Below are 23,019 nucleotides of genomic sequence, written 5' to 3'. Positions count from 1 at the left end.
CCGCACCGATGTCCTTCACCCGTCGACAAATGCTCAAGGGCCTCACTGGCCTGGTTGTGGTTGGCCTGGGCGCCGGTGGCGCGGCGCGTTACTGGCTGGGCAAGGTCGAAGATGACAACGCCGGCCACGACTATGAGCTGATTGCAGCGCCCCTGGACGTCGAATTGGTGCCGGGCTTCAAGACCGAGGCCTGGGCATTCGGCCCGTCGGCACCGGGTACCGAGCTGCGCGTGCGCCAGGGCACCTGGTTGCGGGTACGCTTCATCAACCACCTGCCGGTCGAGACCACCATCCATTGGCACGGCATCCGCCTGCCGCTGGAAATGGACGGCGTGCCCTATGTCTCGCAACTGCCAGTCAAGCCGGGCGAGTATTTCGATTACAAGTTCCGCGTACCGGACGCCGGCAGCTACTGGTATCACCCGCATGTCAGCAGCTCCGAAGAGCTGGGCCGTGGCCTGGTTGGGCCGCTGATCGTCGAAGAGCGCGAACCGACTGGCTTCCTTCATGAGCGCACGCTGAGCCTGAAGAACTGGCATGTAGACGAGCAGGGCGCCTGGCTGCCCTTCAGCATCCCGCGTGAGGCCGCGCGTAACGGCACCGCCGGGCGCTTGATCACCATCAATGGCCAGGCCGACTCGGTCACCGAGCTGCCGGCCGGCCAGGTGGTGCGGGTGCGTCTGCTGAACCTGGACAACACCTGGACCTACCGCCTCAATCTCAAGGGCAACTGCGAGGCGAAAATCTATGCCCTGGACGGCAACCCAGTGACCCCACGGCCATTGGAAGACGACTACTGGCTTGGCCCCGGCATGCGTATCTGCCTGGCTATCCGCATTCCCCAAGCGGGTGAGGAAATCTCCCTGCGCGACGGTTTCGTGCGCTTGGGCACCCTGCGTTCAGTGGCCAGCAATGACGCGCCAAGCGACTGGCCACCAGCGCTGCCACCCAACCCGATCGCCGAGCCAGACCTGGAGAATGCCGAAAAGCTCAACTTCAATTTCGAGTGGGCGGCGAGCGTCACGGTTACCCCTGACCCCGACAAACCGTCCAGCATGTGGCAGATCAACGGCCAGGCCTGGGACATCACCGACAAGACCTGCGCCGACCGCCCCATCGCTACGTTGCAGAAGGGCAAGAGCTACATTTTCGAGCTGAAGAACATGACCCAGTACCAGCACCCGATCCACCTGCATGGCATGAGCTTCAAGGTGATCGGCTCCAATCGCCACGACATCAAGGAGCCGTGGTTCACCGACACCTACCTGCTGGGCAAGAACGAGCGCGCCCAGGTTGCACTGGTGGCGGATAACCCAGGTACCTGGATGTTCCATTGCCACGTCATCGACCACATGGAAACCGGCCTGATGGCCGCGATCGCGGTGGTCTGATGCGTCCGCAGATCATCGATCGCAGCCGCGATCAGGAGTTCATGCGCCTGGCCCTGGCGCTGGCTGCCGAGGGCGCAGCGTTGGGCGAGGTGCCGGTGGGTGCGGTATTGGTGCAGCATGGGCAGGTGATTGGCCAGGGCTTCAACCGGCCGATCATCGACAGCGACCCGAGTGCGCATGCTGAAATGGTGGCCATCCGCGCAGCGGCGAAAGCGGCCAGCAACTACCGGCTGCCCGGCAGCACCCTGTACGTGACCCTGGAGCCGTGCAGCATGTGTGCAGGGCTGATCGTGCATTCGCGGGTGATGCGGGTGGTGTTTGGCGCGCTGGAGCCCAAGGCGGGGATCGTACAGAGCCAGGGGCAGTTCTTCGGCCAAGGGTTTCTGAACCACCGGGTGATAGTGGAGGGCGGGGTGCTGGCGGAGGCGTGCGGGCAGATCCTCAGCGACTTCTTCAAGGCCCGCCGGGCCAAAGGCTGACCTGTATTGGCTTACATCGGCGGCGACTGATCAGCCGGCTTGTCCTTGTTCACCCCAGGCACATGCAGGTTGCCCTCGGCCACCTGGCCTTCGAGCTGCGGTTGGGTCACCCAGGTAAGGATGTCGTAGTAACGACGGATGTTGGCCACGAAGTGCACCGGCTCGCCGCCACGGGCATAACCGTACTTGGTCTGCCGGTACCACTGCTTCTGTGACAGGCGTGGCAGCATCTTCTTGACGTCCAGCCACTTGTTCGGGTTGAGCTTTTCGCGCTTGGCCAGGGTCCGGGCGTCTTCCAGGTGGCCGGTACCCACGTTATAGGCTGCCAGGGCGAACCAGGTGCGGTCCGGCTCCTGAATGCTGTCGTCGAGCTCTTCCTTGATCTTCATGAAATACTTGGCGCCGCCCTGAATGCTCTGCTTGGGGTCCAGTCGGTTGGACACACCCATCGCCTGGGCGGTGCGTTGGGTCAGCATCATCAGGCCGCGCACGCCGGTCTTGGAGGTGACTTCCGGCTGCCACATCGACTCCTGGTAGCCGATCGCGGCCAGCAGGCGCCAGTCGACCTGCTCGACCTTGGCGTAGCTCTTGAAGTGTTTTTCGTACTTGGGCAGGCGTTGTTGCAGGTGCTGGGCGAAGGTGTAGGCACCGACATAGCCCAATACGTCGACATGGCCGTAGTAGCGGTCTTTCAGGCGCTGCAGCGTGCCGTTCTTTTGCGCCTTGTCGAGAAACTCGTTGATCTCGTTGAGCAGGCTGTTGTCTTCGCCTGCCGCCACGGCCCAGCGCTGGTCGCGGGTATCACCCACGTCGAAGGCGACTCGCACGTTAGGGAAGTACACTTGGTTCATCGCCAGTTCGTTGGAGTCGACCAGGGTCAGGTCGATCTGCCCTTCATCGACCATGCGCAGCAGGTCGACCACCTCGACGGCGTCGGACTCTTCATATTCCAGGCCAGGGTTCTGCTTTTTCAGCTCAGCCAGCAGGTCGGCATGGCTGCTGCCCTTGAGCACCATGATTTTCTTGCCGACCAGACCCTTGGCGTTGGTCGGGCGTGGGCGGCCGTTGCGGTAGATGACCTGTGGCGTCACTTCCAGGTACGGGTGCGAGTATTTCACCTGGGCCTTGCGCCGCTCGCTGCTGACCAGGCCGGCTGCGGCCAGTACCGGGCCAGAGGGTTTGCCTAGGGCGTCGTACAGCTCGTCGAGGTTGTCGGCGGTCTCGATCTGCAGCTTTACGCCGAGATCTTCGGCGAAATGCTGGACTAGCTCGTATTCGAAGCCGGTTTCGCCGTTGCGGTCCTGGAAGTAGGTGGCCGGGCTGTTGCGGGTGATCACGCGCAGCACGCCATCCTCCTTCACGCGCTCGAGGGTGCTGGGTTTTTCAACGCAGGCACCGAGCAGCAGAAAGAGTCCGGTTGCGAAAAGCCATTTGGCGCAACGCTGGCGCAAAGCAGTGTGGGCGAACATAGGTTGCAGTATACGCAAAGGACTGGCCCAACCATATCTCGACAACGGTTAGGTTGTCTGGTAGCGCGTTATGTGCTGTTCCCGCATTGATTGCATGCGTACTGCTTTTTTTTGACCCGAAAGTCCGGTTCCGCCGCCCGGCAGCCGTGGCTTAGAGCAGGTGCCGAAAGCCATCGAATTAGGCTAGAATGCACGGCCTCTAAGCACACCCCTTCCTGAGGCTGTCCCGACGATGTTGATCCTGCGCGGCGCTCCTGCCCTTTCTGCCTTTCGCCACGGTAAATTACTCGAGCAACTGAGCCAGAAAGTCCCCGCTGTTACTGGTTTGTATGCCGAATTCGCCCACTTCGCCGATGTTGACGGCGAGCTGACCGCCGACCAGCAGCAGGTGCTGGGCCGTCTGCTCAAGTACGGCCCGAGCGTGCCGGTACAGGAGCCGACCGGCCGCCTGTTCCTGGTCGTGCCGCGCCTGGGCACCATTTCGCCGTGGGCCAGCAAGGCCAGCGACATCGCCCACAACTGCGGCCTGCAGTCGATCCAGCGCCTGGAGCGCGGCATCGCCTACTACGTTGCCGGCACCCTGAGCGACGCTGACGCTGCACTGATCGCCGCCGAACTGCACGACCGCATGACCCAGCGTGTGCTGGCTCAGCTGGAGCAGGCGGCCGACCTGTTCAGCCACGCCCAGCCCAAGCCGATGACCTCGGTGGACATCCTGGCCGGTGGCCGTGACGCCCTGGCCCAGGCCAACATCGACCTGGGCCTGGCCCTGGCCGAAGACGAGATCGACTACCTGGTCGCTGCCTTCCAGGGGCTCAAGCGCAACCCGAACGACATCGAACTGATGATGTTCGCCCAGGCCAACTCCGAGCACTGCCGCCACAAGATCTTCAACGCCAGTTGGGACATCGACGGCCAGGCTCAGGAAAAAAGCCTGTTCGGCATGATCAAGAACACCTACCAGATGCACAACGAAGGCGTGCTGTCCGCATACAAGGACAACGCCTCGGTCATCGTCGGTAACGTGGCTGGCCGTTTCTTCCCGAACCCTGAAACCCGCCAGTACGGCGCGGTGCAGGAGCCGGTGCACATCCTGATGAAGGTGGAAACCCACAACCACCCGACCGCCATCGCCCCGTTCTCCGGTGCATCGACTGGCTCCGGCGGTGAAATCCGCGACGAAGGTGCAACCGGCCGTGGCGCCAAGCCCAAAGCGGGCCTGACCGGCTTCACCGTGTCCAACCTGCGCATCCCAGGCTTCGAACAGCCTTGGGAGCAGGCCTACGGCAAGCCTGAGCGTATCGTCGACGCCCTCGACATCATGATCGAAGGCCCTCTGGGCGGCGCCGCGTTCAACAACGAATTCGGTCGCCCGGCCCTGACCGGTTACTTCCGTACCTTCGAGCAGGCCATCAACACCCCGCACGGTGAAGAAGTACGCGGTTACCACAAGCCAATCATGCTCGCCGGTGGCATGGGCAACATCCGTGAAGACCACGTGCAGAAGGGCGAGATCACCGTCGGCGCCAAGCTGATCGTGCTCGGTGGCCCGGCCATGCTGATCGGCCTGGGCGGCGGCGCCGCTTCGTCGGTGGCGACCGGTGCCAGCTCGGCTGACCTGGACTTCGCTTCGGTACAGCGCGAAAACCCGGAAATGGAGCGCCGCTGTCAGGAAGTTATCGACCGCTGCTGGCAGCTGGGCGACGACAACCCGATCGCCTTCATCCACGACGTGGGCGCGGGGGGTATCTCCAACGCCTTCCCGGAACTGGTCAACGACGGTGGCCGTGGCGGCCGCTTCGAGCTGCGCAACGTGCCCAACGACGAGCCGGGCATGGCCCCGCACGAAATCTGGAGCAACGAATCGCAAGAGCGTTACGTGCTGGCTGTCAGCGCGGTCGACTTCGAGCGTTTCCAGGCCATCTGCGAGCGTGAGCGTTGCCCGTTTGCCGTGGTCGGCGAAGCGACTGAAGAGCCGCATCTGACCGTGAGCGACAGCCACTTCGGCAACACCCCGGTGGACATGCCGCTGGACGTGCTGCTGGGCAAGCCACCGCGCATGCACCGTTCGGTTACCCGCGAAGCCGAGCTGGGCGATGACTTCGACCCGAGCAAGCTGGACCTGGACAACGCCGTGCAGCGCGTGCTGAACCACCCGGCCGTGGCCAGCAAGAGCTTCCTGATCACCATCGGCGACCGCACCATCACTGGCCTGGTTGCCCGCGACCAGATGGTCGGCCCGTGGCAGGTTCCGGTAGCCGACTGCGCCGTCACCGCCACCAGCTTCGATGTGTACACCGGTGAAGCCATGGCCATGGGCGAGCGTACCCCGCTGGCGCTGCTGGATGCCCCGGCTTCCGGCCGCATGGCCATCGGCGAGACCATCACCAACCTGGCCGCTTCGCGTATCGAGAAGCTGTCTGACATCAAGCTGTCGGCCAACTGGATGTCCGCCGCTGGCCACCCTGGTGAAGACGCCCGCCTGTACGACACCGTCAAGGCCGTCGGCATGGAGCTGTGCCCGGAACTGGGCATTACCATTCCGGTCGGCAAAGACTCGATGTCGATGAAGACCAAGTGGAGCGAGGAGGGCGTGGAGAAGAGCGTCACCTCGCCAATGTCGCTGATCATCACCGGCTTCGCCCCGGTCACCGACATCCGCAAGACCCTCACCCCGCAACTGCGCATGGACAAGGGCGAGACCGACCTGATCCTGATCGACCTGGGCCGTGGCAAGAACCGCATGGGCGCCTCGATCCTGGCCCAGACCTACGGCAAGATCGCGGCCCAGGCACCGGACGTCGACGACGCCGAAGACCTCAAGGCCTTCTTCGCCGTGATCCAGGGCCTGAACGCCGACGGCCATCTGCTGGCCTACCACGACCGCTCCGATGGCGGCCTGCTCACCACCGTGCTGGAAATGGCCTTCGCCGGCCACTGCGGCCTCGACCTGCAGCTCGACCCGCTGACCGACAGCAAAGGCGACGTGCCAGCCATCCTCTTCAACGAAGAGCTGGGTGCGGTCATCCAGGTTCGCCAGGATGCCACCCCGGACGTGCTGGCACAGTTCAGCGCAGCCGGCCTGGGTGAAGGTTGCGTGGCAGTGATCGGCAAGCCGGTCAACAACGGTGAAGTGTCCATCAGCCTGAACGGTGAGGTGCTGTTCGACGATGACCGTCGCATGCTGCAGCGCCAGTGGGCCGAGACCAGCTACCAAATCCAGCGCCTGCGCGACAACGCCGACTGCGCCGACCAGGAATTCGACCTGCTGCTCGAGGAAGACAACCCGGGCCTGTCGGTCAAGCTGGGCTTCGACGTCAACGATGACATCGCCGCGCCGTACATCAAGAAGGGCGTGCGCCCGCAAGTGGCCATCCTGCGCGAGCAGGGCGTCAACGGCCAGGTCGAGATGGCCGCTGCCTTCGACCGCGCAGGCTTCGCTGCCATCGACGTGCACATGAGCGACATCCTCGCTGGCCGTGTCGACTTCGAGGCCTTCAAGGGCCTGGTCGCCTGCGGTGGCTTCTCCTACGGCGACGTGCTGGGCGCGGGTGAAGGCTGGGCCAAGTCGGCGCTGTTCAACGCCCGTGCCCGTGATGCCTTCCAGGCCTTCTTCGAGCGTACCGACAGCTTCGCCCTGGGCGTGTGCAACGGTTGCCAGATGATGTCCAACCTGCACGAGCTGATCCCGGGCACCGAGTACTGGCCGCATTTCGTGCGTAACCGCTCGGAGCAGTTCGAGGCACGCGTGGCCATGGTCGAGGTGCAGAAGTCCAACTCGATCTTCCTGCAGGGCATGGCCGGTTCGCGCATGCCGATCGCCATCGCCCACGGTGAAGGCCATGCCGAATTCGCCAACGAAGCGGCATTGCTGGAAGCCGATCTGTCCGGTTGCGTGGCCCTGCGCTACGTCGACAACCACGGCAAGGTCACCGAAGCCTACCCGGCCAACCCGAACGGCTCGCCGCGTGGTATCACCGGCCTGACCAGCCGCGATGGCCGTGTGACCATCATGATGCCGCACCCGGAGCGCGTATTCCGCGCCGTGCAGAACTCCTGGCGCCCAGACGAGTGGCAGGAAGATGCTGCGCTGATGCGTATGTTCCGCAACGCGCGGGTGTGGGTGAACTAAGGCGTGTACAAGCTCGCCTTCTTCGTCCCCGCCAGCCACGTCGAAGTGGTCAAGGCCGCTGTGTTCGCTGCTGGTGGCGGGCGCATCGGTGACTATGACCACTGCGCCTGGCAAACCCTGGGCCAGGGCCAGTTCCGCCCGTTGGACGGCAGCCAGCCGTTCCTCGGGCAAACCGGCCAGGTCGAGGTGGTGGAAGAGTGGAAGGTGGAGCTTGTGGTGGCTGACGGTCTGGTAGCCCAGGTCGTCGCTGCCCTGAAGCAGAACCACCCCTACGAGACGCCAGCCTACGAAGTCTGGCAGCTCGCCCAGTTCTAGACTGCATCAAGGCCTTCGCGGGCAAGCCCGCGAAAGGGCTCTATAAGCCGGCCACAATCTCCTTGCCGGGCTCAGGCCGCTTCAACCAGGCACAAGCCAGCAATCCCACCTCGAACAGTATCCACATCGGCACCGCTAGCATCGTCTGCGAAAACACATCCGGCGGCGTCAGGATCATCCCCACCACAAAGCACCCGACGATCACGTAGGGCCTGCTGCGCCGCAATGTGGCCACATCGGCCAACCCCACCCAGACCACGATGAAGGTCGCCACCGGGATCTCGAATGCCAGCCCGAATGCCAAAAACAGCGCCAGGATAAAGTCCAGGTACTGGCTGATGTCAGTCATCATCGCCACACCGTCCGGTGTCACGCTGGCAAAAAAGCCGAACATCATCGGAAACACCAGGAAGAACGCGAACGCCATGCCGGCATAGAACAGCACGATGCTCGACACCAGCAGCGGCAGGGCAATGCGCCGTTCACGGCGGTACAACCCCGGTGCCAGAAAGCCCCAGGCCTGATGCAGCAGCAGCGGCATGGCCACGAACAGTGCGCACATCGCTGTCAGCTTGAACGGCGTCAAAAACGGCGAGGTGACGCTGGTGGCGATCATGCTCGCGCCTTCCGGCAAAAAGCGCCGAAGCGGCTCGGAGATGAGCGTGTACAGCGTTTGGGCGAAGGGGAACAGGCCGGCGAACACCAATGCCACCAACCCCAGACAACGCACCAGGCGTTTGCGCAGGTCGCGCAGGTGTTCGGTCAACGGCATGCTGGCCGTCGGGTCCATGGCACTGCTCATGAGGCGTTTTCCTTGGGTAGCGTGACTGTAGCCGCATCATTGGCCGGCTCTGTATTCAGGCTGATGCCCTGACGGATCTCCTGTTCCAGGCGCTGCAAGGGTGCGCTGTCGAGGTGGGGCAGCTCGATTTCGCGCTCCACCTGCGTACGCAAGGCGTGCATGGCCCGGCGCGCCTGGCCCAGGCCACGCCCAAGGGTGCGTGCCGCCACTGGCAGGCGCTCCGGGCCCAGCACCAGCAGGGCGACGACGCCGACCAGCAGCAACTCGCTGAAGCCTACCTCGAACATCAGGCCTGACGGTCCGCTTGCGGTTGCTGCGTGGCCTGGCCGGTCAGCGGGGCCTGTTGCTGCATCTGCGCCTGGCCGGGTGTGCTGGCGTCATTGTCACCGCCCATGGACTTGCGAAAACCCTGGATCGCCTCGCCCACATCGCTGCCCAGGCCCTTGAGGCGCTTGGTGCCAAACAGTAGAAATACGATCAGCAGTACGATCACCAGTTGCCAGATTCCAATGCCACCCATTGCGACCACTCCTGTAAGGCCATGAAAAGGAAGGGCAATCCTGCATCGCCTAGATGACATGCGCATGACGAACGGGCATTGCCATCTACCTGCAACAAGCGGCGTGTTGACTGGCGTTTTTACTTTGCGAGCGAGGCACGCACGGATGGGTGGCAGGCAACAGCAGGGGGCGGCCCTGTTGATGGTGATGGTGGTGCTGGCGATGCTGGCGGCGGGCATGGCTTGGTTGGTGGAAGATGGTCGGCGCCAGGTGGATGAGGTGCGTCTGTTGCAGCAGCGGGTGCAGGTGCGCGCCATGGAACAGGCGGGCCTTGCCTATGCCGAGCAGGCTCTGCGGGACCCCGCCTGGCGGCTTAGCCCATTGTTCTGGCAAGCCTTGCGCGGGCAGCCACTGAACTACGATTTTGGCACGGGCCAGGCGCAATTGCGGGTGCGCGACCAGCACACATGCTTCAACGTCAATGCGTTGCTGGGTGCCGATGGCGAACGTGCCGAGCACCAATTGCGTTATCTGCTGGGCGACGACATGGCTGCCGAGCGCCTGGTCGATGCACTGGCCGACTGGCTCGACGCCGACAGTGATACCCGTCTGCAGGGCGCCGAGAGTGCCCAGTACCTGCGTCAGCAACCCGCACGGCTGGCGGCCAATCAGCCGATGCTCGACACCAGCGAGCTGAACCTGTTGCTGGAGCCGGATGCCGCTCGCCAGGCTCGTTATCCGATGCTGTGCGCCTTGCCCCAGGTCACCGGCTGGCGCCTGAATGCCAATGCGCTGGGGCTGGAGCACCTACCGTTGCTGGAAGCGCTGTACGAAGGGCGCTATTCGCGCTCTTTGCTCAGCCGCATCATCACCGGGCGACCGGCGTCGGGGTATGCGGATGCGGCCGCGTTGCGCCAGGCGCTGGGGGCGGTGGATGACGAGACGTTCGAACGACTGAGTGAAGGCTTGCTGCTCAACAGTGGGTACTTCCTGTTGCAGCTGTCGTTCGAAGAGGAGGGCAGGATGATGCGCAGCGAGTTTCAGGTAGAGGCGCTTGGGGTGGTGCAATGGCATGCGCGGGTGCCAGCACAGCAGGTGCGGGTGCGTAGCCGGGAGCCCATGGCCTGGTAAAGCTTGAGAGTACTGGGGCCGCAGAGCGGCCCCAGATCGATCAGGCGGTGCCGATCTCCCCGCCATCATTGCGCTGAATCACCACCGTCGAAGCCCGTGGCCTTACAGTCGCCCCAGCCGGCGTAGCATCGGTGGCCTTGTCGGTATAAGGCCAGTTCCCCGGATGCTGAATGTTGACGAACAAGGTCTTGTTGTCCGGGGTAAAGGAAATCCCGGTCACCTCGCAATCATTCGGCCCGACAAAGAAGCGGCGCAGGGCCACCTGGTTCTGTGCGTTCACCGGTACCTGCTTGCCGCTGGCATCCACCAGGTCGGTGGGGATCACCGCCAGCAGTTGGTCGTTGGTGTAGTCGGTCAAGGTGGTTTCGCCGTTGTCGGTTTCGAACCACAGAATGCCACGGCTATCGAAACTCATGCCGTCGGGGCTGGCGAACTGGTTGAGCTCGGTCAGGCCAGAACGATTGATGTCGGCAGTGCCGGCAGCGTTGGCGCCGAACACGAAGATGTCCCAGGTAAAGCTCAGCTGGTCGTCACTGTCGTGCCAGCGAATGATGTGGCCGTGACGGTTCGGGCCACGTGGGTTGGCTGCATCGACCTTTTCCGGGGTGCGTGCGCTGTTGTTGGTCAGGGTCAGGTACACGTCGCCGTTCAGTGGGTTGACCGTGGTCCATTCCGGGCGGTCCATCGGCGTTGCGCCCACGGCATCGCCGGCACCACGGGTGTTGAGGATGATGCCTGGCAGGTCACCATACAGTGCACCCAGGGTGCTGCCGGCCTTGGTGGCGGTGCCCACGTCCAGCAGCAGCCATACGCCGGTGCCATCGGCATTGAAGCGGGCCACGTAGAGCTTGCCCTGGTCGAGGTACTTGGCGCCGGTGGCCAGGCGGTCGGCCGGGTTGGCGTCGGCGGCGTCCCACACGGCGGTGGACACCCACTTGTACAGGTACTCGTTGTTCGAGTCGTCACCCATGTACCACACAAGCGGCTTGCCCGCGACGGGAAGGCCTGGGGCGCAGCCCTCGTGGCGGAAACGGCCCAGCGCGGTACGCTTGGTGGCCAGGGTACTGCTGTTGTAGGGGTCGATCTCGACGATGTAGCCGTAGGTGCTGGCTTCGTTGCGGTAGTCGTCGCTGGCGCTGGCGCCCTTGATGGTCACGTCGAAGCGGGCGAATTCGTCGGCCACCTCGGTGCTGTCACCGGCAGCGCTTTCCCACTTGTACTGGCCACTGGAGGTGCCCACGCCAATACGGCGCTGGTCCTCGGGGCGGGTGCCTTTGTTGACGAAGATGCCCGGCCAGTTCTCTTCGCAGGTCAGGTAGGTGCCCCACGGGGTATAGCCGTTGCCGCAGTTGTTGTTGGTGCCACGGCAGTGAGTGCCGGCGGTGGAGTACTTGGTCTTGACGTGGTCGGTGCCGCGCAGCGGCCCGGTGATTTCCATGCGCGAGGCAGTGGTGAAGCGGCGGTTCAGCGGGTCGTTGTCGACCACCTGCCAACGGCCGTTGATTTTCTGCAGGCGTACCACGCCGGCACCGTGGGCGTTGATTTCCTTGCGCACTTCTTCGGCCGGGCGCTTGCCGTTCACATCGGTGGTCGGGCCGGCCGGGTGCAGGGCCGCGGTGTCGATGTATTCGAAGTTGATCGCCAGCAGGCCGTCTTCCGAGCTGCCGTTGATGGGGAAGAAGTGCATGCCGTCATGGTGCATGCCCATGGCGTTGGCCTGGTCGGTCGAGGTGTTGCTGCCGTCGGACTTCCACGGGTTGCCGTTGCTGTTCAGCGGCGTACCCCAGGGCGCCAGCACGTAGGCGCTATAGCCAGCGGCGACGACACAGGCGTCGGTGCGCGAACCTGGGATGGACTGGAAGCCCAACGCCAGTTTCGGTACTTCCGGTTCGGTGACTGGCGGCTCGGTCACCGGTGGCTCGGTGACGGGGTCATCGTGATCGGAGCCGCCACCGTCGAAGCAGCCTGTCAGGCCGGTACCGGCGATCATGGCGATGGCGGCGCCCAGGCTACCGCGCATCACGCTGCGACGGCTCAGGTAGGCGTCCATGACGTTGGCCATCGGCAGGTTGCCGCTTTGGTTCCGGTCCAGGTTGTCGCCGGTATCTCGACTCATCAGGGTGTCCTTATATTGGCTGAGTTAGAAGAACCCGCGACTTTAGGGGGAAAATATGATGATTCATTGGCAGAAATGTTAAGGGGTTTTTAAAACGACTCGCTCTTAGAAAAGCTTCTGACAGATCAATTTGGAATGTCTGTCGGATTTCTGCCATCAAACTGTAATGCCAACGCCGCAACATCCGGGGCCCTGAATGAACGCGGAAAAGGATGGCGGGTGCGATGGCGAGCAGTGTGCACAGGCGCGAAGTGATCGGCTGGATGGGTATCGGTGCCTTGGCACCGCTGCTCGGCGCCTGCACTGCCTTCCCAGGGCAGCAGGGCGGTAACGCCCACCTCGACTTGCTCTATGTAGCCGATACCCTCGATGCCCGCCAACCTGGCCTGGCCGTGGTGCCGGCTACCCGGCTGGGACCGGTCAGCCACCTGGGCCGCGCGCCATGGATGACAGGCAGCAGCGCCAGCATCGCCTACCCGCAACTGGCGCCGCTGCTCGATGCGAATCAGGCTGGGGCTGCCCAGTTGGGCGGCTATGCGGTGCTGGCGGCGTTGCTGGAGCAGCTGCGCGGCGAGGCCGGTGCCGGCAACAGCCTCACCCTGGAAAACGGCCAAGGCTGGAATGGCAGTGGCCTGGCTTACCTGACCCAGGGCGAAAGTGGAGTGCAAGGCAGCCAACTGCTGGGCGTCGAAGCGCGGGTCAGCAGCGACGAACGGGTACTGTGGCCACAGCGCAGCCCAGGGCTCTATCGCCAGGCAAGCCCCCTTACCTTGGCTGCCGGGCTGGCAGACGCGCAACGCCAGGCATTGGGCCTGGAAGCCTTGCACGTCTTCGAGCGCGGCGGTGCGCGCATTGCGGTGGTTGGCGTGACCGACCCTTATGCCCAGGACCAGAAAGCTTCGCTCAAACAGTGGTACCAGTCACTGCAGCCGGTATTCGAGCAGGCCCGGCGCGAGGCGGACCTGGTGGTGGCCATGGCCGATGTGGGCACAGGCCCCGGCCTGTGGCTGGCTGAACGGTTGCCGCAAATCGATGTGCTGCTGTGCGCCCGTGGCCAGGACTTGTGGCCGGCGCCGGTCGAAGTAACCCAGGCCAGCGGCCGCCGCGTGCCGGTGTTGTTCGCCGGCTGCCGGGGCAGCGGTGCGTTCCGCCTGCGCTGCCAACGTGTGGCCGGGCTGTGGCAGTTCGACGGGCGCTTCTTCCCGGCCTTTGAACAACAACTGGCGCCTGCCGCGCAGGTGCGCGTCGCGCAGTTTCAGGCACAACTACGCCAGCAACGTGCCGGCCACGCGGCCTGGCTCGATCAGCCGTTGGCCCGCGCACCCCAGGCCTTGTGGCGCCGCGATACCCGAGGCGGCAGCTGGGACCGCCTGCTGCATCAAGCCCTGGCTGACGACAGCAGCATGCCCGTGCTGTTGCCGGGCCTGCGTTATGACTACCCGCTGCCGGCGGGTGCGTCCATCACCCGCGAACACTTGATCAGCCTTACCGGCGGTTACCCGGCGCCGGTGGTCGAAGCGCCGGCTCGGCAGGTCGAGCAAGTGCTGGAGAACGCTGCAGAACAATTGTTCGGCGACCCGTTGCTGTTGGACAACAGCCAGGACCTGCCGCGCTGGCAGGGCCAGGCCTGGCGCGTCAGCTACAGCCCGCAAGGCAAGCGCATCACTGGCCTGGAGCCCGTGCAGGGCCTGTGCCGCACCTTTGGCCTGCAATTCGACAGTCAAGCCGGCGAGCCCCTGTGGCAGCGGGTCGAAGCCTGGCTGGCCCGGCAAGGTGCCGACTGGCAACTGGTGCCGCTGCAACTGCCCGAAGTGCGTTACGTGCAGGGGCACCCGGGCTGGCATCCACGGCAGTTGGCCTCGTGACCCTCGCCTCGCGCGTGTTCACGGGCGCTGGCCTGACCTTGGCCGGCTGGCTCGCTGCACAGTGTGTGCTGCAACTGAGCCGTCAGCCGCAACCCGCCACGGCGCCTGCGGCGGTCGACAGCCCGCTGCCCGGGCTGATGGTTGGCCACTGGCAAGCGCCCATCGACGACGGTGCCATTGCCCTTACTCGCTTGCCACTGCAATACCTCGGCGGCCTCAAGGCGCAGCCATTGGCATCCAGTGTGGTGGTGCTGCGCTACGGCGAGCAAGTACGCACTCTAGCCCGTGGCCAGCGCCTGGCACCTGGGATCGTGCTGCAGGACATCGACAGCGATGGCCTGATTTTCAACAACCAGGGGCGGCGCGAACGCCTGCCCTGGCCGCCACGCCCTGCCGTGACCGGCTTCAAGCGGCAAGGATGAACGATGCCTGTTAGATACTGCGTGGCGGCCGCGCTGAGCGTGGCCTTGTCCATGGCCTGCGCTGAAGAACCGGTGTTCGATGACAACGGCACGCCGATGTACGAAGTGAACTTCGTCGATACCGAGCTTGGCGAGTTCATCGACAGTGTGTCGCGCATCACCGGCACCACCTTCATCGTCGACCCCAGGGTCAAGGGCAAGGTCACCGTGCGCACCGTCGACCTGCACGACGCCGATGCCATCTATGACATCTTCCTGGCCCAACTGCGCGCCCAGGGTTATGCCACCGTCGACCTGCCCAACGGCAGCGTGAAGATCGTCCCCGACCAGGCCGCACGTCTGGAGCCGGTGCCGGTGGAGGCGGGCGGGCAGCAGGGCGAGGGCAGCGACAGCGTGGCCACTCGGGTATTCAACGTGCGTAACGCCGCCAGTGAACAAGTCCTGGGCATTCTCAAGCCGCTGATCGACCCACGGGTTGGGGTGATTACACCGTATCCGGCGGCGCATCAGCTGGTGGTGACCGACTGGCGCAGCAACCTGGAACGCATCGCCAGCCTGCTGCGCCAGCTCGACCGCCCAGAGGAGGCACAAGGCAGCGGCAGTACCCAGGTGATCTACCTGCGCCATGCCAATGCCGGTGAAGTGGTCAAGGTGCTGCGCGGGCTCAGCCAGGAAGGTGCGGTGCCAGCTGAAGGGCCTGGAGAAGGAGAAAGCAAGGACAGGCCGGTGATGGTCGCCTCCGCAGGCCCAAGTATCCGCTTGGAGTACGAAGAGGGCACCAACGCCGTGGTCATGGTCGGCCCCGACAGCGAGCTGGCGGCGTATCGTGCCATTGTCGAGCAACTGGACATTCGTCGCGCCCAGGTGGTGGTCGAGGCGATCATCGCCGAGGTATCGGACAGCAGCGCTCAGGAGCTGGGTGTGCAATGGCTGTTCGCCGACGAAAAGTTCGGTGCCGGTATCGTCAACTTCGGCAGCAATGGCGTGAATATCGCCAACATCGCCGGGGCCGCCGCCAGTGGTGACAACGAGGCCCTCGGCGACTTGCTGTCCACCACGGCGGGTGCCACGGCGGGCATCGGCCATTTCGGCGGCGGCTTCAACTTCGCCATGCTGGTCAACGCGCTGAAGGGCAAAAGCGGCTTCAACCTGCTGTCCACGCCCACCTTGCTGACCCTGGACAACGCCGAAGCGTCGATCCTGGTCGGCCAGGAAGTGCCTTTCGTCACCGGCTCGGTGACGCAGAACAACGCCAACCCGTACCAGACCATCGAACGCAAGGAAGTCGGGGTGAAGCTGCGCATCAAGCCGCAGATCAACATCGACAACAGCGTGCGCCTGGACATCGTCCAGGAAGTGTCGTCGATTGCCGACTCCAGTGCAGCCAGTGACGTGATCACCAACAAGCGCGAGATCAAGACCAAGGTCATGGTCGAGGACAACGGCCTGGTGATTCTCGGCGGCCTGATCAGCGACGAACTGAGCACCAGCAACCAGCGTGTGCCGCTGCTTGGCGACATCCCTTATCTGGGCCGGTTGTTCCGCTCCGATGCCAGCAAGAACACCAAGCAGAACCTGATGGTGTTCATCCGCCCGCGCATCCTGCGCGATGGGCCCAGCCTGGCGGGGCTCAGCGAAGACAAATACCGCACCTTGCAGCAGACCACACCGCTGCAATTGCCAGACCTTGCACAGGGCACGCCACTGTTGCAGGTATTTCCCTCCAGCCGCGCGCGCCTGGAAGGCGGTGACTGGTGATGCTGCCCTATCGCCAGGCACGGCTGAGCGGGGTGGCCATGGCTGCGACGGAGCAGGGTTGGCAGTTGTGGCTAAGGACCGACGCCGACAGCGCGCAGTTGCAGGAGCTGTTGCGCGTGCATGGCCAACCCTGCGCGCTTGAATACCTGGAGCCCGCAGTATTCGATGAGCGCTTGGGCCAGCTGTACCAGGCCGGCGATGCGGCCACTGCAGCGCTGATCGAAGGGATTGGCGACCAGGTCGACCTGGACAGCCTGATGAGCGAGATGCCGCGCATCGAAGACTTGCTGGAAAGCGACGACGAAGCCCCGGTAATCCGCTTGATCAACGGCCTGTTCGGCCAGGCGCTGCGCCTGCGTGCCTCGGACATTCATATCGAGACGTTCGAACAAAGCCTGGTGGTGCGCCTGAGGGTCGATGGCCACCTGCGCGAAGTGCTGCGCCCGCCGCGAGCGTTGTCGGCGATGCTGGTGTCACGGATCAAGGTCATGGCCCGCCTGGACATCGCAGAAAAACGCCAGCCCCAGGATGGGCGCATCACTTTGCGCGCGGCGGGACGCGAAGTGGACGTGCGGGTCTCGACCTTGCCCGGCATCCATGGCGAGCGGGTGGTGATGCGGGTACTCGACAAGCAGGCCAGCCTGTTGGCGCTGGAAAACCTGGGCATGCCGGCGGCGGTGTTGCAGGGCCTGCGCAGCTGCCTGGCGCGGCCCAACGGTATCGTGTTGTCCACTGGGCCAACCGGTTCGGGCAAGACCACCACCCTGTACGCCAGCCTCAACAGCCTCAACGACGGCAGCCGCAACATCCTCACCGTTGAGGACCCGGTGGAGTATGCCATCGCAGGCATTGGCCAGACCGCCATCAACCCGCGTGCCGGGCTGACGTTCGCCAGTGGCCTGCGCGCCATCCTGCGTCAGGACCCGGACGTGATCATGCTCGGCGAAATCCGCGACCAGGAGACCGCACAGATCGCCGTGCAGGCCAGCCTCACCGGCCATCTGGTGCTCTCTACCCTGCACACCAACAGTGCCGTGGGCGCGGTGACCCGGCTACGTGACATGGGTATCGAGCCGTTCCTGATTGCCTCGTGTCTGCGCGGTGTACTGGCCCAGCGCCTGGTGCGGCGCTTGTGCAGTTGTGCCGTGGCGCACCCATTGCAACCGGCCGAGCGTGACCTGTGGCCAGAGCTGGCTGCACTGGGCAGCAGTTACCACGCGGTCGGCTGCGAGCAGTGCCAGGGCAGCGGATACATCGGCCGCCTGGGCCTGTACGAATTCATCGAACTGGACGCCGGGCTGATCGGCCTGTTGTATGACGGCGCCAGCGAACTGGCCATGCAGGCCTACCTCGGTGAGCGCCGGCAAAGCCTGGTGGCGATGGCCAGCGAGTGCCTGGCCCGTGGCGAGACCAGCCTGGCCGAAGTGCTGCGCGCGGTGCAGGGCTAAGGCATGCCGACCTATCGCTACCAGGCCGTGGACCTCGCGGGCAAATCGCACAAGGCCAGCCTGCAGGCTGACAATGAGCGCCACGCCCGCCAGCTGTTGCGCGAGCAGGGCCTGTTTGCCCGCCAGTTGCAGCGCCACGAAGCCGGTGTCCAGCGACCCCGGCGCCAGCGGCTTAGCCGCGCCCAGCTGTGTGAATTGACCCGTCAACTGGCCACCTTGATCGGGGCCGGCATCCCCTTGGTCGATGCCCTGGCCACCCTGGAACGGCAACTGCGCCAGCCCGCCTTGCACAGTGTGCTGGTGGCCCTGCGCGGCTCGCTTGCCGAAGGCCTGGGCCTGGCTCGCAGCCTGGCTCGGCAGGGCGCACCTTTCACTGGCCTGTACTGCGCGCTGGTCGAGGCTGGCGAACGTTCCGGGCGCCTGGCCCAGGTGCTGACCCGCTTGGCCGATCATTTGGAACAGGTGCAACGGCAGCAGCACAAGGCCCGCACTGCGCTGATCTACCCCACGGTACTGATGGGGGTGTCGCTTGCCGTGGTCATCGGCCTGATGACATTCGTCGTGCCCAAACTCACCGAACAATTTGCCCATGCCGGGCAGAGCCTGCCACTGATCACCTCGTTGCTGATTGGCCTGAGCCAGGGCTTGGTGCTGGCAGGGCCGTGGATGGTAGGGCTGGCGCTGATGCTCGCCGTGCTGGGTGGCTGGTTGCTGCGCAAGCCGCATTGGTGTCTGCGCCGCGACCAACTGCTGTTGCGCCTGCCGCGCATCGGCGGCCTGGTGCAGGTGCTGGAAAGCGCACGCCTGGCACGCAGCCTGGCGATTCTCAGTGGCAGCGGCGTGGCCCTGCTCGAAGCCTTGCACGTGGCCACCGACACCATCGGCAACCGGCGTATCCGCCTGGCCATGGAGCAGGTACGCCAGCAAGTGCAGGGCGGCACCAGCCTGCACCGTGCGCTGGATGCCTGCCAGCAATTCCCGCCGCTGCTGGTGAACATGGTCGGCAGCGGCGAGGCCAGCGGCACCCTGGCCGACATGCTCGAGCGTGTGGCCGACGACCAGGAGCGCGGCTTTGCCCGCCAGGTGGATACCGCCATGGCGCTGTTCGAACCCCTGATGATTCTGGTGATGGGCGCCGTGGTGCTGTTCATCGTGCTGGCGGTGCTGCTGCCGATCATGCAACTCAACCAGGGCCTGCAACTGTGACGACAAGGAGTATTGCCATGCAGCATCGACGTAATCGCCAACGCGGTTTTACCCTCATGGAGATCATGGTGGTGATCTTCATCATCGGCCTGCTGATTGCCGTGGTTGCACCCAGCGTGCTGGGCAACCAGGACAAGGCCATGAAGCAGAAGGTGATGGCCGACCTGGCTACCCTGGAGCAAGCGCTGGACATGTATCGGCTGGACAACCTGCGCTTTCCCAGCAGTGAACAGGGCCTGGCCGCGCTGGTGAAAAAGCCGGCCCAGGAGCCGCTGCCACGGGCCTGGCGCAGTGACGGCTATGTACGCCGCCTGCCGCAAGACCCGTGGGGCACCCCTTACCAGTACCGTATGCCGGGCGAGCATGGCCGGGTCGATGTGTACTCGCTGGGCGCCGATGGCCAACCGGGCGGCGAAGGTCAGGACGCCGACCTGGGCAACTGGGCGCTGTAACCGGTGCGTGGTCAGCGGGGTTTCAGCCTGATCGAGTTGCTGGTGGTGTTGGCCATCGCCGGGCTGATGACCGGGCTGGTAGTAGCCGGGTTCGGCAGTGGCCAGGTCGGTGTCGAGCAGGCTCTGCAACGGCTGGTGGCTGAGACCCGCAGCCAGGCCGCGCTGGCCAGGCATGCCGGGCAATTGCGCGGGCTGCGCTGGAATGGCCAGCGCCCGGAGTTCGTCCGGCGCGAGGGCAATGCCTGGGTGGTTGAAGCGGTCGCGCTCGGCGACTGGCCCAAGGGCCTGCACCCGGACTGGCCCGCCAGCCCACAGCCCCGCCTGATGTTCACCCCCCATGGCTGGGCACAGCCGGGCAGCGTGCGTTGGCGCTGGGCTGATGGCGGCCAGCGCTGGGCGTGGGACCGCGATGGTCGTTTGCAGGTGGCGCCATGAAGCCGCGCCAGTGTGGCTTCACCTTGCTGGAAGTGACCGTGGCCTTGGCGATTGCTGCCGTGCTGGCCGTCATCACCAGCCAGGTTCTGCGCCAGCGCCTGGCGGTGCAGGAAAACCTGCAGCAGCACCGCCTTGGCCTGCTGTGCGCGCGCGAGCTGCAAACCCGCTTTGCCGTCGAACAGTATTGGCCTGCTGCCAATCAGGTGAATGGCGAGCTGAGCCAGGGCGGCTTGCCATGTCATTGGCAACTGCAACTGCGCCGTACCGGGGTGCGCGATTTACGCCGTGGCGAACTGCAGCTTTTCGCCGACCGCGGCCAGCGCCTGCCGTTGGGCCAGTACACCGTGTTTCTGGAGCGCCCATGAAACGCTACCAGGCGGGCCTGACCCTGATCGAACTGATGGTCGCCCTGGCTCTGACCGCCTTGCTTGGCATCATGCTCGCCGCCTTGGTCAATGGCTGGCTCAAGGTGCGCGAACGCCTGCTGGTGACCACGCAGGAAAGCTCGGTGCTGGAGTTCTGCCTGGCCCTGGAGCGGCGGTTCGACAGCCCGGTACTGCGCCGGGTCTACGACCAGCGCCTACCCCTTGCCAGCCGCTGGCTGGACTGGCAGCCCGCCAGCCACCAGTTGCTGTGGGTCGCCAGCACCGGCCTACCCGCAGCCGAAGGTGGATCGCGCCTGCAACGCCAGCGCCTGCGCTTCGAGGCCCGTGAGCAGCGCCTGCTGCTGGAAAGTTCGGCCGACCTTTACGCCGCCGCTGCCCCTCGATGGATACAGCGTGAACGGCTCGACCGGGTCAGTGCAATGAATGTTCTGTACTACCAGGGCGGCCGCTGGCTGGCCTGGCCTTCCGATCAACCGGCGCACCCCGGCCGTGGTGTGCGCCTGGAACTGCAGCGTGATGGAGCCCCTTATGTCTGCACCTTCGCCCTCCCATGGGGGCGCTCATGAAACGTGAATGGCGGCGGCCGTCGGCCCAGCCATGGCTATTGCTGCGGCCGGGCGGGGTCTGGCAGTGGGCACTGGTCAAGGGCGGTATCGTGCAATGTGATGGGCAGGGTGAGCCGCCGGCAAACCTGCAGGCGCGTATTGCGTTGGTCCTGCCTGCCGAGGCCTGCAGCCATTTCCGCGTGCCGGCACCGCCCGGCCTCAAGCGCGAAGAATGGCCGTTGCTGCTCGAAGACCGCCTGCTACAGGCCACGGATGAGGTGGCCTGTGCCTGCCTGGCCCGTGAGCCCGGGCACCTTCGCCTGTTGGTCGTGGCGCGTCAGCAATTGGACGACTGGCGCGGGCAATGTGCTGAATGGGGTTTGCAGGTGGAGCGTTGCTGGGCCGAGTTGCAGTTACTGCCATTGCCCGAGGCAGGGGGCGCCTGGTTATGGCAACGCACCCCCGGCATGTCCTTGTACAAAGGGCTGAGCGAAGACGGGCAGGAACACTGGCTGGCTTGGCCAGATGCCTTGGGTAACGCGCCGTCGCACCCGTGGGACGAGTTGCACAAGACATCGCTGAGCGGTAACTGGCCAACTGCGTTTGCATCGCTCGACTCACTGCCTGGCCTGTTCGATCGCGACCGCAAGGCGCGCGCTTTGCCGGTGCCGTCCCGCCAGCAACAGCGGCTGCTTGCGGCTTGCCTGGTGCTGGCAGCGGTTTGGGCGGGGCTTTGGTTGAGCCAGCAATGGCGCCAGGCGCAACTCTGGCGCAGCCAGGTCATTGCCGTGACTGGCGAGCAAGCCAGCCCCCGGCATGCCGCACAGGCACTCAAGGGCCTGCGCGAGCGTGCGCTGCAACAGCAACTGCGCACCGGTCAGCTGGACGACCTGCAAGTACGTTTGCAGGCCTGGATGCGTGAAAACCCCGGTTGGCGCCTGCAGGCTGTGCGTTTCGATGGACAACGCTGGCACCTGAGTCTGGCAGGCGAGGGCAGTACGCCGCCATGGCGCGACATGGCCGCTGCCGCTGGCGCCACGGTGCAGATTCAAGGCGACCAAGTGATCTTCGACCTGGGAGCGGCCTCATGAACCGGGACTGGCTGCAGCGTCATCGCATGACGTTTGCCTGGGCATTGATTGCCCTGTTGCTGGCCTTCCTGGCCCTGCGCGCAGGCGCCGAGCAGTGGCGCGAGCTCAGCCTGTGGCGCGGGCTGGCCGAACAGGCCGCCGGCCTGCACGGCGGGCCGGGGTTGAGCTTGGAGCGGCTGCGCCAGTCGGCCCATGCGCGGCAGATCGAGCTGGCCGACGTCGATGCCCAAGGCAACGCCTGGCAGTTGCGCGGCGAGGTGGCCGATGAGCAAGCGCTGCAAGGGTGGTTGCAGAGCTTGCGTGCAGAAGGCGTTCAGACCTTGCAATGGGGGCTGGAGCAGCATGGCAAGGGGTTGCAGTTCGACGTGGTGGTGCAGCCATGAGGCGCGGCAGCGTGGTGTGGATGTGTTTGGTTTTCGCACTGACATTGCTCGTGGAACTGCCTGCCGATTGGTTGGCGCGCGGGCTTGGCCTGCCCGCGCGTGATGTCAGTGGCAGCCTGTGGCAAGGCCAGGCGCAGCAGTTGGGGCCACTCGGGCCGTTGCGCTGGACAGTACAGCCTTGGCGCCTGCAGGCAAACGCACAGTTGGGCTTGCAGGGCCAAGGCTGGCACCTGCGCGGCGAAGGTTGGCCGTGGCGTTGGCGGCTGGAAGCAGCAGCCATGGGCCCCCAGGCAACTGTACACATGGATTATCGGTTGGCCGGGCAGTGGCAGGGCACGCTGCGTATGCAGGGGGCGGGCAGCGAGTGTCAAGCCAGCGAAGGCCGGCTGACAGTGGCTGATCTTGCCCTGAGCGAGCCATGGTCGCTGGGCTTGGGGCAGGGTTGGCTGGAAATGGATTGCCGCAGCGGCTGGCACCTGCGCGGGCAGTTGGCGCAGCCGGGGCAGCACCAATTGAGCGTGGATGCCGACCTGCCCGGGGGCCGGGCACAGGTGCTGTTCGAGCTGCAGCCAGAGGCGGCGTTGACCCCATTGTTGCGGGGCGCCCAATGGCTTGGGCCACAGGCACTGGTGGGGCAGCGAGACCTTCGCTGGTAGGCGACAAGGTTGCTACTGCATGGCGACACTGTCGATG

22 protein-coding genes are annotated in these 23,019 nt (G+C 64.9%); 17 read left to right on the top strand and 5 right to left on the bottom strand.

Translation table 11 applies throughout. The features are described from left to right. Window positions 1-8 precede the first annotated feature (8 nt). Window positions 9-1,391: a multicopper oxidase family protein gene (locus tag Q9451_RS25230; RefSeq protein ID WP_012270725.1), complete on the top strand. Its 1,383-nt coding sequence runs from the start codon at window positions 9-11 to the stop codon at window positions 1,389-1,391. Continuing rightward, a complete protein-coding gene (gene tadA, locus Q9451_RS25225) occupies window positions 1,391-1,870 on the top strand; it encodes a tRNA adenosine(34) deaminase TadA (RefSeq protein ID WP_071890897.1) in 480 nt (159 codons plus the stop codon). The genes Q9451_RS25230 and tadA overlap by 1 nt, the downstream gene beginning before the upstream one ends. An 11-nt stretch (window positions 1,871-1,881) precedes the next feature. On the opposite strand, the gene mltF is transcribed toward tadA, so the two are convergent. Further along, complete coding sequence (gene mltF / locus Q9451_RS25220) at window positions 1,882-3,339, bottom strand: membrane-bound lytic murein transglycosylase MltF (protein ID WP_012270727.1); 1,458 nt, start codon at window positions 3,337-3,339, stop codon at window positions 1,882-1,884. Between the two features lie 232 nt (window positions 3,340-3,571). Here mltF and purL point away from each other — a divergent pair, with 232 nt between their 5' ends. Beyond that, the gene (purL, locus tag Q9451_RS25215; protein WP_012270728.1) at window positions 3,572-7,471 is read left to right on the top strand and encodes a phosphoribosylformylglycinamidine synthase; all 3,900 of its coding nucleotides are present in this window, start codon (window positions 3,572-3,574) and stop codon (window positions 7,469-7,471) included. Between the two features lie 3 nt (window positions 7,472-7,474). Continuing rightward, window positions 7,475-7,786, top strand: a complete 312-nt coding sequence (locus tag Q9451_RS25210) for an NIF3 1 (protein WP_012270729.1) — start codon at window positions 7,475-7,477, stop codon at window positions 7,784-7,786. A 40-nt stretch (window positions 7,787-7,826) separates the two neighbouring features. On the opposite strand, the gene tatC is transcribed toward Q9451_RS25210, so the two are convergent. From tatC to tatA, 3 genes are read right to left on the bottom strand one after another with little or no spacing between them, the layout of a single operon-like run. Next, on the bottom strand, window positions 7,827-8,588 hold the full coding sequence (gene tatC, locus Q9451_RS25205; protein ID WP_012270730.1) for a twin-arginine translocase subunit TatC: 762 nt from the start codon (window positions 8,586-8,588) through the stop codon (window positions 7,827-7,829). Then, window positions 8,585-8,875 (bottom strand): Sec-independent protein translocase protein TatB, encoded by a 291-nt coding sequence (gene tatB, locus Q9451_RS25200; RefSeq protein WP_012270731.1) that lies wholly within the window; start codon window positions 8,873-8,875, stop codon window positions 8,585-8,587. Before tatB ends, tatC begins: the two co-directional genes overlap by 4 nt. Further along, window positions 8,875-9,108, bottom strand: coding sequence for a twin-arginine translocase TatA/TatE family subunit (tatA, locus tag Q9451_RS25195; RefSeq protein ID WP_012270732.1), 234 nt, complete (start codon window positions 9,106-9,108; stop codon window positions 8,875-8,877). Before tatA ends, tatB begins: the two co-directional genes overlap by 1 nt. A 145-nt stretch (window positions 9,109-9,253) precedes the next feature. Between tatA and gspK the strand changes: the two genes are divergently transcribed. Beyond that, entirely contained in the window at window positions 9,254-10,219 is a 966-nt protein-coding gene (gene gspK, locus Q9451_RS25190) for a type II secretion system minor pseudopilin GspK (protein WP_012270733.1), read from the top strand. A gap of 40 nt (window positions 10,220-10,259) precedes the next feature. Here the strand turns inward: gspK and Q9451_RS25185 are convergent, their stop codons facing one another. Continuing rightward, window positions 10,260-12,335, bottom strand: coding sequence for a PhoX family phosphatase (locus Q9451_RS25185; RefSeq protein ID WP_012270734.1), 2,076 nt, complete (start codon window positions 12,333-12,335; stop codon window positions 10,260-10,262). Window positions 12,336-12,559: 224 nt separating this feature from the next. Here Q9451_RS25185 and Q9451_RS25180 point away from each other — a divergent pair, with 224 nt between their 5' ends. Genes Q9451_RS25180 through gspN form a run of 12 tightly spaced genes read left to right on the top strand, consistent with a single transcriptional unit; the run spans window position 12,560 to window position 22,982 of the window. After that, window positions 12,560-14,200 (top strand): hypothetical protein, encoded by a 1,641-nt coding sequence (locus Q9451_RS25180; RefSeq protein ID WP_012270735.1) that lies wholly within the window; start codon window positions 12,560-12,562, stop codon window positions 14,198-14,200. Beyond that, complete coding sequence (locus tag Q9451_RS25175; protein WP_012270736.1) at window positions 14,197-14,622, top strand: pilus assembly protein PilZ; 426 nt, start codon at window positions 14,197-14,199, stop codon at window positions 14,620-14,622. Before Q9451_RS25180 ends, Q9451_RS25175 begins: the two co-directional genes overlap by 4 nt. A gap of 3 nt (window positions 14,623-14,625) precedes the next feature. Further along, window positions 14,626-16,380 carry a type II secretion system secretin GspD gene (gene gspD / locus Q9451_RS25170; RefSeq protein WP_012270737.1) on the top strand — a complete coding sequence of 585 codons (1,755 nt, stop codon included), beginning with the start codon at window positions 14,626-14,628 and terminating at the stop codon, window positions 16,378-16,380. Continuing rightward, entirely contained in the window at window positions 16,380-17,828 is a 1,449-nt protein-coding gene (locus Q9451_RS25165) for an ATPase, T2SS/T4P/T4SS family (protein ID WP_012270738.1), read from the top strand. Before gspD ends, Q9451_RS25165 begins: the two co-directional genes overlap by 1 nt. Window positions 17,829-17,831: 3 nt before the next feature. Next, window positions 17,832-19,034, top strand: a complete 1,203-nt coding sequence (gene gspF, locus Q9451_RS25160) for a type II secretion system inner membrane protein GspF (protein ID WP_012270739.1) — start codon at window positions 17,832-17,834, stop codon at window positions 19,032-19,034. 17 nt (window positions 19,035-19,051) lie between these two features. Further along, window positions 19,052-19,486 (top strand): type II secretion system major pseudopilin GspG, encoded by a 435-nt coding sequence (gene gspG, locus Q9451_RS25155; RefSeq protein WP_012270740.1) that lies wholly within the window; start codon window positions 19,052-19,054, stop codon window positions 19,484-19,486. Window positions 19,487-19,489: 3 nt separating this feature from the next. Further along, a complete protein-coding gene (gene gspH / locus Q9451_RS25150; protein ID WP_012270741.1) occupies window positions 19,490-19,921 on the top strand; it encodes a type II secretion system minor pseudopilin GspH in 432 nt (143 codons plus the stop codon). Continuing rightward, window positions 19,918-20,286: a type II secretion system protein gene (locus tag Q9451_RS25145; RefSeq protein ID WP_012270742.1), complete on the top strand. Its 369-nt coding sequence runs from the start codon at window positions 19,918-19,920 to the stop codon at window positions 20,284-20,286. Before gspH ends, Q9451_RS25145 begins: the two co-directional genes overlap by 4 nt. After that, window positions 20,283-20,873 carry a prepilin-type N-terminal cleavage/methylation domain-containing protein gene (locus Q9451_RS25140; protein ID WP_012270743.1) on the top strand — a complete coding sequence of 197 codons (591 nt, stop codon included), beginning with the start codon at window positions 20,283-20,285 and terminating at the stop codon, window positions 20,871-20,873. The genes Q9451_RS25145 and Q9451_RS25140 overlap by 4 nt, the downstream gene beginning before the upstream one ends. Further along, a complete protein-coding gene (gene gspL / locus Q9451_RS25135; protein WP_012270744.1) occupies window positions 20,870-21,943 on the top strand; it encodes a type II secretion system protein GspL in 1,074 nt (357 codons plus the stop codon). The genes Q9451_RS25140 and gspL overlap by 4 nt, the downstream gene beginning before the upstream one ends. Next, window positions 21,940-22,326: a type II secretion system protein GspM gene (gene gspM / locus Q9451_RS25130; RefSeq protein ID WP_012270745.1), complete on the top strand. Its 387-nt coding sequence runs from the start codon at window positions 21,940-21,942 to the stop codon at window positions 22,324-22,326. Before gspL ends, gspM begins: the two co-directional genes overlap by 4 nt. Continuing rightward, a complete protein-coding gene (gene gspN, locus Q9451_RS25125; protein WP_012270746.1) occupies window positions 22,323-22,982 on the top strand; it encodes a type II secretion system protein N in 660 nt (219 codons plus the stop codon). Before gspM ends, gspN begins: the two co-directional genes overlap by 4 nt. Window positions 22,983-23,019: the final 37 nt, after the last annotated feature.

It is taken from the genome of Pseudomonas sp. NY8896, from assembly GCF_039634505.1.
Note: the sequence above shows the minus strand (reverse complement) of the source record. Positions and strands in the feature narration are given on the sequence as shown.